This window comes from Janthinobacterium sp. 35 (assembly GCF_002754575.1).
Classification (GTDB): Bacteria; Pseudomonadota; Gammaproteobacteria; order Burkholderiales; family Burkholderiaceae_D; genus Janthinobacterium; species Janthinobacterium tructae.
Map to the genome: position 1 here is coordinate 2,848,412 of NZ_PEFN01000001.1, position 14,542 is coordinate 2,862,953.

10 protein-coding genes are annotated in these 14,542 nt (G+C 60.9%); 4 read left to right on the top strand and 6 right to left on the bottom strand.

Annotated features, from left to right (window positions below; translation table 11 throughout):
- Positions 1 to 38: 38 nt before the first annotated feature.
- Positions 39 to 812: an L-asparaginase gene (locus CLU93_RS12720; RefSeq protein WP_099761627.1), complete on the top strand. Its 774-nt coding sequence runs from the start codon at positions 39 to 41 to the stop codon at positions 810 to 812.
- Here the strand turns inward: CLU93_RS12720 and CLU93_RS12725 are convergent.
- Positions 800 to 1,813, bottom strand: a complete 1,014-nt coding sequence (locus CLU93_RS12725; RefSeq protein ID WP_099761630.1) for a D-2-hydroxyacid dehydrogenase family protein — start codon at positions 1,811 to 1,813, stop codon at positions 800 to 802. The two genes, CLU93_RS12720 and CLU93_RS12725, sit on opposite strands and share 13 nt — an antisense overlap.
- Positions 1,814 to 2,141: 328 nt before the next feature.
- Between CLU93_RS12725 and CLU93_RS12730 the strand changes: the two genes are divergently transcribed.
- Complete coding sequence (locus tag CLU93_RS12730; protein WP_099761632.1) at positions 2,142 to 4,013, top strand: phosphoenolpyruvate carboxykinase (GTP); 1,872 nt, start codon at positions 2,142 to 2,144, stop codon at positions 4,011 to 4,013.
- 142 nt (positions 4,014 to 4,155) lie between these two features.
- Here the strand turns inward: CLU93_RS12730 and uvrA are convergent, their stop codons facing one another.
- The gene (uvrA, locus tag CLU93_RS12735) at positions 4,156 to 7,005 is read right to left on the bottom strand and encodes an excinuclease ABC subunit UvrA (RefSeq protein WP_099761635.1); all 2,850 of its coding nucleotides are present in this window, start codon (positions 7,003 to 7,005) and stop codon (positions 4,156 to 4,158) included.
- Positions 7,006 to 7,386: 381 nt separating this feature from the next.
- On the opposite strand from uvrA, the gene ssb reads away from it, so the two are divergent.
- Positions 7,387 to 7,896 carry a single-stranded DNA-binding protein gene (gene ssb, locus CLU93_RS12740; protein ID WP_046683231.1) on the top strand — a complete coding sequence of 170 codons (510 nt, stop codon included), beginning with the start codon at positions 7,387 to 7,389 and terminating at the stop codon, positions 7,894 to 7,896.
- An 82-nt stretch (positions 7,897 to 7,978) separates the two neighbouring features.
- Here the strand turns inward: ssb and CLU93_RS12745 are convergent, their stop codons facing one another.
- Both CLU93_RS12745 and CLU93_RS12750 read right to left on the bottom strand, forming a co-directional pair.
- Positions 7,979 to 8,284 carry a hypothetical protein gene (locus tag CLU93_RS12745; protein WP_099761638.1) on the bottom strand — a complete coding sequence of 102 codons (306 nt, stop codon included), beginning with the start codon at positions 8,282 to 8,284 and terminating at the stop codon, positions 7,979 to 7,981.
- Between the two features lie 114 nt (positions 8,285 to 8,398).
- On the bottom strand, positions 8,399 to 8,815 hold the full coding sequence (locus CLU93_RS12750) for a DNA breaking-rejoining protein (protein ID WP_099761640.1): 417 nt from the start codon (positions 8,813 to 8,815) through the stop codon (positions 8,399 to 8,401).
- A gap of 289 nt (positions 8,816 to 9,104) precedes the next feature.
- Between CLU93_RS12750 and CLU93_RS12755 the strand changes: the two genes are divergently transcribed.
- Positions 9,105 to 9,884 carry an acetoin reductase gene (locus tag CLU93_RS12755; RefSeq protein WP_099761642.1) on the top strand — a complete coding sequence of 260 codons (780 nt, stop codon included), beginning with the start codon at positions 9,105 to 9,107 and terminating at the stop codon, positions 9,882 to 9,884.
- Positions 9,885 to 9,957: 73 nt separating this feature from the next.
- Here the strand turns inward: CLU93_RS12755 and CLU93_RS12760 are convergent, their stop codons facing one another.
- Together CLU93_RS12760 and CLU93_RS12765 are read right to left on the bottom strand one after the other, a co-directional pair.
- Entirely contained in the window at positions 9,958 to 13,539 is a 3,582-nt protein-coding gene (locus tag CLU93_RS12760; RefSeq protein ID WP_099761644.1) for a M1 family aminopeptidase, read from the bottom strand.
- A gap of 9 nt (positions 13,540 to 13,548) precedes the next feature.
- A complete protein-coding gene (locus tag CLU93_RS12765) occupies positions 13,549 to 14,475 on the bottom strand; it encodes an ABC transporter ATP-binding protein (protein WP_099761646.1) in 927 nt (308 codons plus the stop codon).
- Between the last annotated feature and the right edge of the window lie 67 nt (positions 14,476 to 14,542).

Here is a 14,542-nt window from a genome sequence, read left to right on the forward strand (position 1 = left end):
ACACTGGTTTCTTTGTTTGCCTGCCACTCCGACTCCGTATGAAAGCGCTCGCTCCCGGCACCGTCATTTTTCACCGCCACCGCGGCTATGGCGTCATCACGTCCGTGAATCTGCTGACGGGCTGGATCGCCGCCCGTTTCGGCAGCGAAGCGCGCACCCTGGACCTGAACCTGTCGACCGACGACGTGCAGTTTGCCGATGGCGAAGCGATTTTGTTTCGCCGCGCGCCGCCCGACCGCATGCCGCATGCGCGTCTGATGGCCATGGTGCGCGAGCTGCACCAGGCCGGCTATCAAAAACTGTATCTGTATTCCTGGCCCAAGCCGTCCGGCCTGCACTGGCGCTGGCATTTGTTTACGGGGCCGCGCGACTGGATGCAGCGGCCCTGGCGCGAAGGCTGGTACGGTTCGGGCGCCGATTACAACGTCAACCCCGTGATGGGCTGGGGCGATACGCCCGGTGCCACCACCGGCGAGTTGATCGATGCCCTGGCCCGTTTCGATCCGCAAGGCCTGGCGCAGGCGCTGGGGCGCGACGACGACCATAGCGCGTGGTTTGGCCGCGTCTGCGACGCCTTGTTGCCCAATTACATGTACAGCCTGGACATGCAGCGCACCCCCGGCGAGCCCTTGCAGGACATGCCGCCCGTGCCGGTCGTGGCCGTGCGCGCCGGCGTGGCGCCGTATGCCGGGCCGGACATCGCCTGGCCGCCCGGCTGGGCCGGCCTGTGGCGCGGCCGGCACGCGCTGGCCGCGCCCGCCATCCGCATCACGGGTGAGCCTGACCTTCTCAAGGGGTTTCAGCGCTCCTGAGGGGCTTGCCGCGCATGCTGCAAGACCTCGGGATTGAGCAGACGCGTGCATTGACCCTGCGTAAAATCGACGATGTTTTGCAAGGCGTAGCGGAAATACAGTTCATAGCTGTCACGCTCGACGTAGCCCAGGTGTGGCGTGGCCAGCACGTTCGGCAGCAGCAGCAATGGCGCGCCTGGGGGCAGCGGCTCGTCCGTAAACACGTCAAGCGCGGCGGCGCCCGGGCGCCCCTGCTGCAGCGCCGCTTCCAGCGCACCCTCGGCCACCAGCTCGGCGCGGCTGGTGTTGACGAACAGGGACGTCGGCTTCATGCGCGCCAGATCCTCGCTTGTGACCAGGCCGCGCGTCGTCTCGGACAGGCGCAGGTGCAAGCTCAATACGTCGGCTTGTTCAAAGAACGCTGCGCGCGATGTCGCCACCGTGTCGCCAGCGGCCACGGCGGCCGCGCGGCTCGCTTCGCTGCCCCACACGAGAATGGTCATGCCAAAGGCGCGGCCATAGCCGGCGATCAATTGACCGATCTTGCCGTAGCCCCAGATCGCCAGGGTGCGCCCTTTCAATACCGTGCCGAGCGTGTTGCGCGCCGGCTCGATGGAGGACGTTTGCCACAGCCCTTCCTGTAAATGTTGCGCGTATGGCACGATCTTGCGCTGCGCCGCCATGATCAGCGCCCACGTCAGTTCGGCCGGCGCCGTGGGCGAGCCGATACCTTCCGCGATGGCGATGCCCAGTTCCGTGGCGGCCGCCACATCGATGTGGCCGCTGACCTTGCCCGTTTGCGAAATCAGTTTCAAATTCGGCAGTTTCGACAGCAAGGCGCGGTTGAAACTGCTGCGTTCGCGGATCAGCACCAGCGCGTCGAACGGCGCCAGGCGGATGGCCAGCTGACCCAGGCCCCGCGCCGTATTGCTGAACACTTTGACCTCGTGGCCATCGAGCAATTTGAAGCAATCGAGGCCGCGCACGGCATCCTGGTAATCATCGAGTATGGCAATTTTCATGGTGGATGGCCGATTTTAGTAAGGATTTGGTAGGGAAATAACAGGATACGGGAAATGCTGAATAGCCTACTACATTAGTCAAGCTATTCTCCTACATTTTTGCGAGAATAGCTGATTGGCGGGTGTACAATCGCCGGCACTTTTGAAGCTTCCTGAGTATAGTTATAACGCAAACTGTTCCCGCAGCCTGGGCGCATGATCCAGGTAACCGACACCAGAGCCCTGCCCGCGTGAAGACGCCGCCTGCAGTGAGCCGCAGCCACCTCTCAACGATGCTGCCTGTCTTGCCGGAATGACCAGAATTTCTTTTATTGGTATTGGAGGTAATATGAATCAGCCCGTCATGGGTGGCGTCGCCGCACTCAACGTCCCAGCTTATATTAAACAACAGAAACTGATCAACTGGGTGGCCGACATTGCCGCGCTGACCAAGCCGGACCGCATCTACTGGTGCGACGGCTCGCAGGAAGAGTACGAGCGCCTGTGCGCCGAAATGGTTGCCAGCGGCACCATGAAAAAACTGAATGCCGAAAAGCGCCCGAATTCTTATCTGGCCTGCTCGGACCCGAGCGACGTGGCCCGCGTCGAAGACCGCACATATATCTGCTCGACAACGAAAGAGGCGGCCGGCCCGACGAATAACTGGACCGAGCCTGGCGAAATGCGCCACACCCTGAACGGCCTGTTCGACGGCTGCATGCGCGGCCGTACCATGTACGTCGTGCCCTTCTCGATGGGCCCGCTGGGTTCGCCCATCGCGCACATCGGCGTGGAACTGTCCGATTCGCCGTATGTCGCCGTCAACATGAAGGTCATGACCCGCATGGGCCGTGCCGTGTACGACGTGCTGGGCACCGATGGCGCCTTCGTGCCGTGCGTGCACAGCGTGGGCGCGCCGCTGGCTGCCGGCCAGCAAGACGTGAAATGGCCGTGCAACAGCACCAAATACATCGTGCATTTCCCGGAAACGCGCGAAATCTGGTCTTTCGGTTCGGGCTACGGCGGCAACGCCTTGCTGGGCAAGAAATGCTTCGCCCTGCGCATCGCCTCGAACATGGGCTACCAGGAAGCGCAAGCGGCCGACAACAACCCGGGCTGGCTGGCCGAACACATGCTGATCCTCGGCGTGGAATCGCCGGAAGGCAAGAAGCATTACGTCGCGGCAGCGTTCCCATCGGCTTGCGGCAAGACCAACTTCGCCATGCTGATCCCGCCGGCAAGTTTTAACGGCTGGAAAGTGACCACCATCGGCGACGATATCGCCTGGATCAAGCCCGGTGCCGATGGCCGTTTATATGCCATCAACCCGGAAGCCGGTTATTTTGGCGTGGCGCCGGGCACCAACGAAAAAACCAATTACAACTGCATGGCGTCCATGCGCGACAACACGATCTTCACCAACGTGGCGCTGACGGACGACGGCGACGTCTGGTGGGAAGGCTTGACGAAGGAAGCACCAAGCCACCTGATCGACTGGCAGGGCAAGGACTGGACGCCAGCGTCCGGCACCAAGGCGGCGCATCCGAACGCACGCTTCACTGTTGCTGCCACGCAAAATCCGGTGATCGACGCCGCCTGGGACGATCCGGCCGGCGTGCCGATCTCGGCCTTCATCTTCGGCGGCCGCCGCTCGACTACCGTGCCGCTGGTGACCGAAGCGCGCAACTGGGTCGAAGGTGTCTACATGGCGGCCACCATGGGTTCCGAAACGACGGCCGCGGCCGTGGGCCAGATGGGCGTCGTGCGCCGCGATCCATTTGCCATGTTGCCGTTTATCGGCTATAACATGAGCGATTACTTCCAGCACTGGCTGGACATGGGCGTCAAGGTGGGTAAAGTGAACCCGGCGGCCCTGCCGAAGATCTACTGCGTCAACTGGTTCCGTACGGACGAGGCAGGCAAGTTCGTCTGGCCTGGCTTTGGCGACAATATGCGCGTGCTGAAGTGGATGCTCGAGCGTATCGAAGGCACGGCGGGCGGCGTGGAAAACCTGTTCGGCACGACGCCGCAGTATGGCGACTTGAACTGGGATGGCTTGCCATTCACGCAAGAACAGTTCGACACCATCACGTCGATCGACAAGGCGGCGTGGCGGGACGAATTGAAATTGCATACGGAGCTGTTTGAAAAACTCGCGTATCATCTGCCGCAAGAATTGACAGATCACAAGGCAGCGCTGGAAAAGCGTTTGGCTGAGTAAGCGTTAGTAGTGGGGGAGAAACACGCCGGCAAAGACTGGCGTGCGATAAATGACACGCCGGCAATGACTGGGGTGCTAGCAAAAAGAGAAACGGCGCGGATTGCATGAGCAATCCGCGCCGTTTTTTATTGCGCTGCCGTCCTTATTGCTTGAGCAGCGGCCCCAGGTATTTACCCGTCACGCTGGCCGGGTTCAGCGCCACGTCTTCCGGCGTGCCGGTGGCGATGATCTGTCCGCCGCCGGCACCGCCTTCAGGGCCCAGGTCGACCAGCCAGTCGGCCGTCTTGATGACGTCCAGGTTGTGCTCGATGATCACCAAAGTGTTACCCTGGTCGCGCAGGCGGTGGATGACTTTCAGCAGCAAATCGATGTCGTGGAAGTGCAAGCCCGTGGTCGGTTCATCGAGGATGTACAGGGTGCGTCCCGTATCGCGCTTCGACAGTTCCAGCGACAGTTTGACGCGCTGCGCTTCGCCGCCGGACAGGGTAGTAGCGCTCTGGCCCAGCTTGATGTAGCCCAGGCCCACGTCGAGCAGGGTTTGCAGCTTGCGCGCGATCAAGGGCACGGGCTTGAAGAATTCATGCGCCTCTTCCACCGTCATGCCCAGCACTTCCGTGATGCTCTTGCCCTTGTAGTGCACCTCCAGGGTTTCGCGGTTGTAGCGTTTGCCGTGGCACACGTCGCACGGCACGTAGACGTCGGGCAGGAAGTGCATCTCGACCTTGATCACGCCATCGCCTTGGCATGCTTCGCAGCGGCCGCCTTTCACGTTGAACGAGAAGCGGCCTGCGCTGTAGCCGCGTTCCTTGGCGGTCGGCACGGTGGCGAACAGATCGCGGATCGGCGTAAACAAGCCCGTGTAGGTGGCGGGGTTCGAGCGCGGCGTGCGGCCGATCGGCGCCTGGTCGACGGAAATGACTTTGTCGAAGTGCTCCAGGCCGCTGATCGATTCGTGCGGCGCCGGTTCCGTCTGCGAACCGTACAGATGGCGCGACAGCGCCGGATACAGGGTATCGTTGACCAGCGACGATTTGCCCGAGCCGGAGACGCCCGTCACGCACGTCATCAAGCCTACCGGCAAGCTGAGCGACACTTTTTTCAGGTTGTTGCCCGTCGCACCAGTAATGACCAATTGCTTTTCCGGATTGCTGACATGGCGCTTGTTTGGTACGGCGATTTTCAGCTTGCCGTTCAGGTATTGCGCCGTCAGCGATTTCTTGTTCTTGAGAATGTCTTGCAGGGTGCCTTCGGCGATGATTTCGCCGCCGTGCACGCCCGCGCCGATGCCCATGTCGACGATGTAGTCGGCCGTGCGGATGGCGTCTTCATCGTGCTCGACGACCAGCACGCTGTTGCCGATGTCGCGCAAGTGTTTCAGCGTTTCGATCAGGCGGTCATTATCGCGCTGATGCAAGCCGATCGACGGTTCGTCGAGCACATACATGACGCCCGTCAAACCGGAGCCGATTTGCGACGCGAGGCGGATGCGCTGTGCTTCACCGCCTGACAGCGTGTCGGCGCTGCGGTCCAGTGACAGGTAGTCGAGGCCCACATTGTTGAGGAACTTCAGGCGCGAAATGATTTCTTTCACGACCCTGTCGGCGATCTCTTTCTTGGCACCCGTCAGTTTCAGCTTTTCAAAAAATTCCAGCGTCTCACGCAGCGGTTTTCCCGCCACTTCATAGATGGCGCGCTGCTGCTTGCCGGTGCCGACCTTGACGAAGCGCGCTTCCACGCGCAGGCGCGCGCCATCGCATGAGGGGCAGCATTTTTCATTGATGAACTTGGCCAGCTCTTCCTTGACGGCCATCGAATCCGTCTCGCGGTAGCGGCGCTGCAGATTGTTGACCACGCCTTCAAACGTGTGTTCCTTGATGACGGTGCGGCCCCGTTCGTTGACATAGGTAAACGGAATCACTTGCTTGCCGGAACCGTACAGCACGGCTTGCTGGGCATTCAGTGCCAGCTGCTCGAACGGCATGTCCAGGTCGAATTCATAGTAAGCGGCCAGGTTCGACAGCATCTGGAAATAAAACTGGTTGCGGCGGTCCCAGCCCTTGACGGCGCCCGATGCCAGCGACAGGTTCGGGAACGCGACGATGCGTTTCGGGTCAAAGAATTCGATGTGCCCCAGGCCGTCGCATTCGGGGCAGGCGCCCATGGGGTTGTTGAACGAGAACAAACGCGGTTCCAGTTCCTGCAGGGAATAGCCACACACATTGCAGGCGAACTTGTTGGAGTACACGTGTTCTTGCGCGGTATCCATTTCGTAGGCAATCGCGCGGCCGTCGGCCAGGCGCAGGGCCGTCTCGAAACTTTCCGCCAGGCGTTGCTTGATTTCCTGGTTGACCTTGACCCGGTCGATGACGACGTCGATCGTGTGTTTTTCCGTCTTCTTCAATTTCGGCAGGTCATCGACTTCATAGATCTTCGCCGCATGCGTGCCGCTCTGTACGCGAAAGCGCACGAAGCCCTGCGCCTGCATCTGTTCGAACAGGTCGACGTGTTCGCCCTTGCGATTCGCGACGACGGGCGCGAGTATCATCAGCTTGGTGTCTTCCGGCATGGCCAGCACAGCATCGACCATTTGCGATACGGACTGGGCGGCCAGCGCGTTTTCCGGGTGGTCGGGGCAGTACGGCGTACCGACGCGCGCGTACAGCAGGCGCAAATAATCGTGGATTTCCGTCACGGTGCCCACCGTCGAACGCGGGTTATGCGACGTTGCCTTCTGTTCGATGGAGATGGCCGGTGATAAGCCTTCGATCAGGTCGACGTCCGGTTTTTCCATCAACTGCAAAAATTGGCGCGCGTAGGCCGACAGCGACTCGACATAGCGGCGCTGGCCCTCCGCGTACAGGGTGTCGAAGGCCAGCGAAGACTTGCCGGAGCCGGACAAGCCGGTAATCACGATCAGCTTATTGCGCGGCAAATCGAGATTGATATTCTTGAGGTTATGCGTGCGAGCGCCGCGAATGCGGATCTGTTCCATGTGATTGCCTTGCTTTCAGTGAGTGGTGCGGTCGGCGCATTGTGCCTGGGTGCAGATGAGGAGCCACAACGGGTCAACCTGTAACTATAGCCGGGTTTTGCTCTGCATGCCTGAGGCGTCCATGGGCGGATTGCGCCGCCGGGCGAACGTGCCCCGACAAAGTTTGATACAGATGCGTGCAGACGTTTAAGCACTGTATATAATACCAGTATTCAAGTTTCTTGTTTTCACCTGCCGTGAAAAAAACGTGCTGCCGCACGGGAGAGGGCGTCCGCCAGAAAGCGGGTGCTTTGCGCCGCGTGGTCGCTTATAATCCTCGTTTAGTACACTAAACTACCGCGCGGGACACCGGCTCCCGCTGCAGTTCATCAGGAGTTATTCATGGCATCAGTCAACAAAGTCATCATCGTCGGCAATCTGGGCCGTGACCCGGAAATCCGCTACATGCCTAGCGGCGACGCGATCGCCAACATCGCCGTGGCCACTTCGTACAAATCGAAGGACCGCAATACGGGCGAACAAAAAGAATTGACAGAGTGGCACCGTATCTCGTTCTTCGGCCGCCTGGCGGAAATCGTCGGCCAATACCTGAAAAAAGGCTCGTCCGTCTACGTCGAAGGCCGTCTGCAAACGCGTAAATACACGGACAAGGACGGCGTCGAGAAGTACGCAACCGACATCATCGCGGAACAGATGCAAATGCTGGGCGGTCGCTCCGGCATGGGCGGCGACGCCGGCGGTGGCGATGACAGCTACGGCGGTGGTGGCGGCTACGACGCCCCGGCCCCGCGCCAGGCACCCGCTCCGCGTCCAGCCCCGGCCCCGGCACCACGCCCGGCACCGAAGCCAGCCCCGAACTTCTCGGATATGGATGACGATATTCCGTTCTAATTCGGTCAAGGTCGTTTTTTGTTGCCTGAAGCCTGTTTTCCGAGAGGAAAACAGGCTTTTTGCGTTATGGAGAGAGTAACGCTTACCTTGCAAGCGCTTCCAGGCGCGGCATCCCGATCCAGCCAATCTGGCCCCGGCAGTGCCCGCTCATCACGCGTACATGGGCAAGGGCTATGCCTGTAGCCCCGGGTGTATCATTTTTGATTTCAAGGATGGCAACCGTGTCCCCTTTCAGCGGCTGGCAGGCATGCATGGCATCGCCTTCGATGGTTGCTTCCCTCAACAACACGTTGCTCTCGGTGAGCTTTGCCATGCGTTCGGGCGTTTGCGCTCCTGCCAGGCTGCAGTTGAGTGCCAGGACGATGGCAATGAATTTGGCTTGTTGCATATCTCCTCCATTGAGTCAGTCAGAAAAACCAGCAATGGATAAGATCATCGGCAGGCGCAAAAATTCAATGCCGCTGGCCTGGAGGACAGGTGCGCATGCTGAATCACGCAAACCTCAATCGCGCAGCCGCATCTCCAGGCTGTAATTCGCCACCGCATTCCTGCGCGCCGCGTTGCGCATCAAATACACCTGCACCGTGTACTCGCCATCGGCCGGCAGTTTCGCCTGGTAACTGTTGCCGCTGGTCGAGCCGATGAACAGGGCTTCGACCTGGCCTGGCTGGCGGATGTTGAAGTAATTCGATGGCTGATTGGTCTTGAGCTTGACGCTGAGGGTCTGGCCGGCCTTGCCAGTGAGCGTGTATTCGGCCGTGGCGTAGCCCTTGATCTTGCCTTTCACGCTGCGCGCGTTCTTGCTTGCCGTCAATTCGACGGTTTCCTTGTGGACTGGATCGGCGCTCCAGGCGGGCGTGGTGAAAACGAGGGCCGCCAGCAGCAGGCTGGCGCGGAGGGGCAGTGGACGACGCAGCATATAAAATTTCCTTTGAACGTGGATAAAAACCGGGCGATGGTGATGCCGCCCATCTTACGCCAGCGGCTGCCAGGCGCCTGTACGGCAGCGCGCGCATGGCCAGTTCGAGGATGGTTTTTTTCCCCTTTCTTGATCCAGGTACTTTTTTTGGCTGCGCACGTTTCAAGCTGCGGAAAAATTTCAATTTCAGGTAGGCTGAAGTGTCACTACGCTGCGGAACCGGCCGTGGGCGCTGCTGCGCCGGACCGGTTTTTTGCTGCTCTACTTCCCTGTACTGAAAGGAACGCAAATGGGTATTTCCGGAAAAGTCGCGCTGGTCACGGGTGCCGCGCAAGGTATCGGCAAGGCCATCGCCTTGCGCCTGGCCAAGGATGGCGCCGATATTGCGCTGGTGGATTTGAACCAGGACAAGCTGGACACGGCTGCCGCCGAAGTGCGCGCGCTGGGGCGCCGCGCCGTCACCTTCATTGCCGACGTGTCGCAGCTCGATCAGGTGAGCGCCGCCGTGGCGTTTGCGGAACAAGAATTGGGCGGCTTCGACATCATCGTCAACAATGCCGGCATCGCGCAAGTACAGCCCTTGCTCGACGTCACGCCGGAAGAAGTCGACCGCATCATGCGCATCAATGTGCAAGGGACGCTGTGGGGCATCCAGGCGGCCGCCAAGACGTTCAAGAAACGCCAGCAGAAGGGCAAGATCATCAATGCCTGTTCCATCGCCGGGCATGACGGCTTCGCCCTGCTGGGCGTGTATTCGGCCACCAAGTTTGCCGTGCGCGCGCTGACGCAGGCGGCGGCCAAGGAACTGGCGGCCGACGGCATCACCGTCAACGCGTATTGCCCCGGCGTTGTCGGTACCGACATGTGGGTCGAAATCGACAAGCGCATGGCCGAGCTGACTGGCGCCGAACTGGGTGCGACGTACAAGAAATATGTGGACGGCATCGCGCTGGGACGTGCCGAGACGCCGGAAGACGTGGCGGGGCTGGTTTCCTTCCTGGCGGGGCCGGACTCGGACTACATGACGGGCCAGGCGCCGCTGATCGATGGTGGTCTCGTGTACCGTTAAAACACTGACGGCATAAAAAACAGGCCACGCTGTCGGTGACGGCGTGGCCTGTTTGCGTTGGTTCAAGCTAGCCTTAATTGAAAGTGATTTCCTTGCGGTTATCGCGCGGGACGCGGTCGATCATCTTGTTGTACGGATCAACACCCACTTCGAACGGTTTGTCCTTCACGGTGATGGTGATCACCGGGTCGCTGCCCGACACGCTGCGCTTGTCCGTGAACAGGACTGTTTCATCCTTTTCCTTGGCGTCAGGGGCGCGCGCGAAGATGGCGATTTCCACCGGCTCGTCATAGGCGCGCGCGCTTTCCTTGCCCTTGCCGTCGGATTCCAGCTTGGCCAGGTGCAACTGCATGGTGACATCCCACTGGCCATCCTTGCGCTGTACGGCTGACGCTTGCGTCACGCGGTTGTCGTAGAAAACGATCTTCTCGAACAGGTCCGTGATCAGCGCCTGCTTGTCCTGCGGCGCTTCGGCGCGGATGTAGGCCAGCAGCTCCAGGGTGGTGGTGAACGGTGCCTGCTGGTAACCCTTGTCCTGCAGATAGCGTTTCAGGGCACGGTTCAGGGCTTCCTCGCCGAGCTCGTCGCGCAGGCGGTAGAACACCAGGCTGCCTTTGTTGTAGTGGATGTATTGCTGTCCTTCCACGCGCGCCAGCGGCTGTTCCTCGATGGCTTCGCCGCCGCGCCCGCTCAGGTAGCGGTCCAGTTCATAGCGCAGGAAGCGGCGCATTTTTTCGCGCCCATATTCCTTTTCCATCACCATCAGCGCCGAGTACTGCGACAGCGATTCCATCAGCATGGTGGCGCCCTGTACGTTGGCGCCGATCACCTGGTGGCCCCACCACTGGTGCGCCATTTCGTGCGCCGTGACGTAGAACACGTAGTCGATGTCATCCTTGTCGCGCAGGTCGGCGATGAAGCCGATGCCTTCCGAATACGGAATCGTATTGGCAAACGACTGCGCGAAGCTCTGGTAGCCGGGAAACTCCAGGATGCGTACCTGCTTGTGCTGGTAGGGCGTGAACTGGGTGCTGTAGTAATCGAGCGACTTTTGCACGGAGGTAATCATGCGCTGCGTGTTGTAGCCGTGCTTCTTGTCGAAATAAATTTCGATCGGTACGCCATGCCAGTCGCCTTTCTTTACCTCCCAGCGGGCCGACAGGTAGGCAAAGAACGGCAGCATCGGCTGGTCCATCTTGTAGTGGTAATAGCGGCGGCCATCCTTTTCCCAGCTTGCCTGCAGGTAACCAGGCGCCAGCGCGATCTGCTCGCCGCTGGTGGAGACGGTGGTGTCGAAATTGATCCAGTCCGCCTCATTGCCAAAGACGGTGTTGCCGTAGGCCGACTTGTCTTCCAGCTTGGCCATGCGCTGCGGTTCGCCCAGGCCCCGTTTGCGGCGCTCATTGCGGTCCGTCAATTCCATTTCCTTCGCGTAGCCGAAGTGGGGGAAGAAGGCCTGGTTGTTGAAGAAGCTGCCGTTCAGGTTGACCTGGTCCGGCGCGCCGTCGTTGGTGAAACCCTGATGCGTGACGGCCACCGTGAAGTCGAGCGGCAGGGAGGCGCCCGGCGCCAGGGGTTGGGCCAGCTTGAGGATGCTGAAGCCGAGTTCCTTGTCATCGAGCACGACCTTGTGCTCAGGCAAATTCAACCAGTGCGTTTCCAGATCCGGGTTGAGCTGGATGCGCAGGGTGTCGAGCGGCTGCTGCGTCTTGTTTTGCAGCACGTAGTGGCCCTTGATCAACACCTTGCGTTGCTCAGGATAGATAGCCACATCGGCCTGGACGTCGGTGATCTTCAGCTGCGGCAAGCCCTTGTATTGCTTGTACAGTTTCTCGTAGCGGGCCTGCTTGTCCATGCCGATGTCCGACGTCTCGTACTTGTTCAGCACGTTCGTGTTGTAGAAGATCCAGCCGCCCGTGCCTGCCCAGCACAGCACGACTACGGCCAGGGCGGCGCCGGCGCGGCCTTGCAGGCGCTGGCGGGCCAGGCGCACGCGCGCGCGCCAGTCGACGGACAGGCCGCGCACCCAGAAGGCCCGTGCCAGCATGATGAGCGCCACGGTAAACAGGCTCCAGTACAGGGAGAACCAGGCCCAGCCCGTCAGGAAGTGGCCATAGCCATTCATGTCCGAATACTTGATGGCGGGCGTGCCGCCGAAGGCGTACAGATTGTGTTCCAGATGCAGCATGCCCAGCACGGCTTGCGCCACCATCAGCAGGATCACCAGCAGGTAGCCGATGAACTTGTTATTCGACAGCACTTGCAGGGTGAGGGCGCACAAGCCCATCAGCACGAAGAAGAGGGAGCCGAGCAGGGTGCCTTTCAGGTACAGGCCCAGTTCCACGGGCGCGCCGCCCTTGACGAGCTGGAAACCGATGGCGGTGATGACGCCCACTAACAGGTAGCCGGCGATGACGCCGACCAGGGCCGTGCATTTGGCCAGCAGGGGCACCCAGCCGGGTACGGGCATGGCATCGCTGACGTCGGCGATCTTGACCTGGCGCTCCTTGAAGATCAGCTCACCCGCATAAAAGGTGACGATGATGATCAACAGGAAGCTGAAGCTGTTGTTGATGCTTTGCAGCATCAAATGGGTCATCGGATACACGGCCGTGCCGTACATGTTCTTGCCCACGCTGGAGCCGGCGATCAGGTTGATGATGCCGAACAGCAGCATGACGAGGAAGGGCACGCTCTTGAAGACGCCGGCGGCATCGAAGCGCAGGATCTGCCACCACTGGCGCCAGGCCGTTGCCGGGGTAAAGGTGGGCATGCTGCGCGGCAGGTGCAGCGGCGCGCTGGCGGCCGGTGCGGCCGCTGGCGCCTTGTGCTTGCCGAACAGGCGCTTGCCCGTGCCCGTGCGCTGCGGCTTGAAGAGGATCACGGTGGCGGCAAACAGCACGACGGTGATGCCCAGCCACAGCAAGCGGTTGGCCAGCAGGAAGCCGGACAGTGGCGGCAGGCTGGCATTCGACTCGGCGGCCGTGAAGTAGCGCGTCATGCGGCCAAAGGCGCGCACGCCGAAGGGGTCGAGCAGGACGGCATACCATTCATTGTTGATGTCGCGCGTAAACACCCCTGCCATGGCCCACAGCACGAAAAAGCCCAGCACGCCCACGTAGACGAGCATCATCGAACGCGTGGTGGCCGCCAGCAGCATCAGCAGGGCGCCGATGAAGAGCAGGTTGGGGATCACGATGACGGCGAAGCTCCAGGCATACGCCTGCAGCGAGAACGCGCCCACGCGCTGCGCATCGACCCAGGGCATGACGGGGCCGAGCATGGTGGCCAGGGCAATGGCGACGAAGATCACCAGGCAGGCGACAAAGCCGGCGGCGAAGCGGCCGAACAGGTAATCCCATTTGCGCATGGGCGTGGCGAACAGCATGTCGGCCATGCCCACTTCGCTGTCGCGCAGCACGGCGCCGGCGATGAAGACGGTGACGAGCAACATCGCCAGCAGGCTGAAGATGCCCAGCATCTGCGCCACCACGGTGGGAGCGTTGCGGTTGATGTTGCCGATGGCGCCACCGATCTGCACCGAGTCGCTGGTGGTGGCGCCAAAGGCCATCAGGGCCATGATGATCGCAAAGACCCACAGCAGCGGCTGTTTCAGCTGGTAGACGAGGTCAAACTTGAAAAATTCCTTCCACATGGCGGCCCCTTACGCTGCTACGGCGGCCGAGGTGGCCGGTGCGGCAGCGTGAGCAGCGGCGCCGTGGCGGGCAGCGTTGCGCACATGCAGGAAGTACACGTCTTCCAGATCTGCGGCGATCTGCACGAAGCCGCTGTCGGGCTGGCTGTCGGCATACACATTGATTTGCGGCTTGCCACCCACCAGGCGCGTCGACAGCACGTTCAGGGTTTGCTGGTACTGCGCCAGTTCTTCCGTCGTGACACTGCGGCGCCAGACCTTGCCGTGCAAGGTATCGATGGCCGCCTGCGGCTCGCCCTGCACCAGCACCTGTCCCTTGACGATCATGGCCATGCGCGGGCACAGGTCCGTCACGTCGTCGACGATGTGCGTCGACAGAATCACCACCACTTGTTCGCCGATCTTCGCCAGCAGGTTCAGGAAGCGGTTGCGTTCGTCCGGGTCCAGACCGGCAGTGGGCTCATCGACGATCACCAGGCGCGGTGCACCGAGCAGGGCCTGGGCGATGCCGAAGCGCTGGCGCATGCCGCCCGAATACGTGCCCAGGTTGCGCTTGCGCGCTTCCCACAGATTGGTTTGCTGCAGCAAGGCTTCCACGGCTTCCTTGCGCGGGCCCTTTTCCGTCAACCCTTTCAAGACGGCAAAGTGGTTGAGCAAGGTTTCCGCGCTCACCTTCGGATACACGCCGAAATCCTGCGGCAAGTAGCCGAGCTGGCGGCGCAAGCCAGCCTTGTCCTTGAGCACATCGAGGCCATCGAAATGGATGCTGCCGCTGTCGGGATCTTGCAAGGTGGCAATGGTGCGCATCAGCGAGGACTTGCCTGCGCCATTCGGTCCCAGCAAGCCGAACATTCCGTTGGGAATCTCCAGGCTGACATCATTGATGGCCTTGACGCCATTGGCATACGTTTTGTTCAGCTGTTTGATCGATAGCATGTGCAGCACTCTCCAGAGCTTGGGTCTAAAAAAGCCGGCAGATACCTGTCTGCCGGTCTGTGCAAGG

Excerpts from the sequence above, each read along its gene's own strand:
- CLU93_RS12750 (WP_099761640.1), bottom strand. The coding sequence starts at position 8,815 with ATGCTGCGTCGTCCACTGCCCCTCCGCGCCAGCCTGCTGCTGGCGGCC.
- ssb (WP_046683231.1), top strand. The coding sequence starts at position 7,387 with ATGGCATCAGTCAACAAAGTCATCATCGTCGGCAATCTGGGCCGTGAC.
- CLU93_RS12760 (WP_099761644.1), bottom strand. The coding sequence starts at position 13,539 with ATGTGGAAGGAATTTTTCAAGTTTGACCTCGTCTACCAGCTGAAACAG.
- CLU93_RS12725 (WP_099761630.1), bottom strand. The coding sequence starts at position 1,813 with ATGAAAATTGCCATACTCGATGATTACCAGGATGCCGTGCGCGGCCTC.
- CLU93_RS12730 (WP_099761632.1), top strand. The coding sequence starts at position 2,142 with ATGAATCAGCCCGTCATGGGTGGCGTCGCCGCACTCAACGTCCCAGCT.
- CLU93_RS12765 (WP_099761646.1), bottom strand. The coding sequence starts at position 14,475 with ATGCTATCGATCAAACAGCTGAACAAAACGTATGCCAATGGCGTCAAG.
- uvrA (WP_099761635.1), bottom strand. The coding sequence starts at position 7,005 with ATGGAACAGATCCGCATTCGCGGCGCTCGCACGCATAACCTCAAGAAT.
- CLU93_RS12755 (WP_099761642.1), top strand. The coding sequence starts at position 9,105 with ATGGGTATTTCCGGAAAAGTCGCGCTGGTCACGGGTGCCGCGCAAGGT.
- CLU93_RS12745 (WP_099761638.1), bottom strand. The coding sequence starts at position 8,284 with ATGCAACAAGCCAAATTCATTGCCATCGTCCTGGCACTCAACTGCAGC.
- CLU93_RS12720 (WP_099761627.1), top strand. The coding sequence starts at position 39 with ATGAAAGCGCTCGCTCCCGGCACCGTCATTTTTCACCGCCACCGCGGC.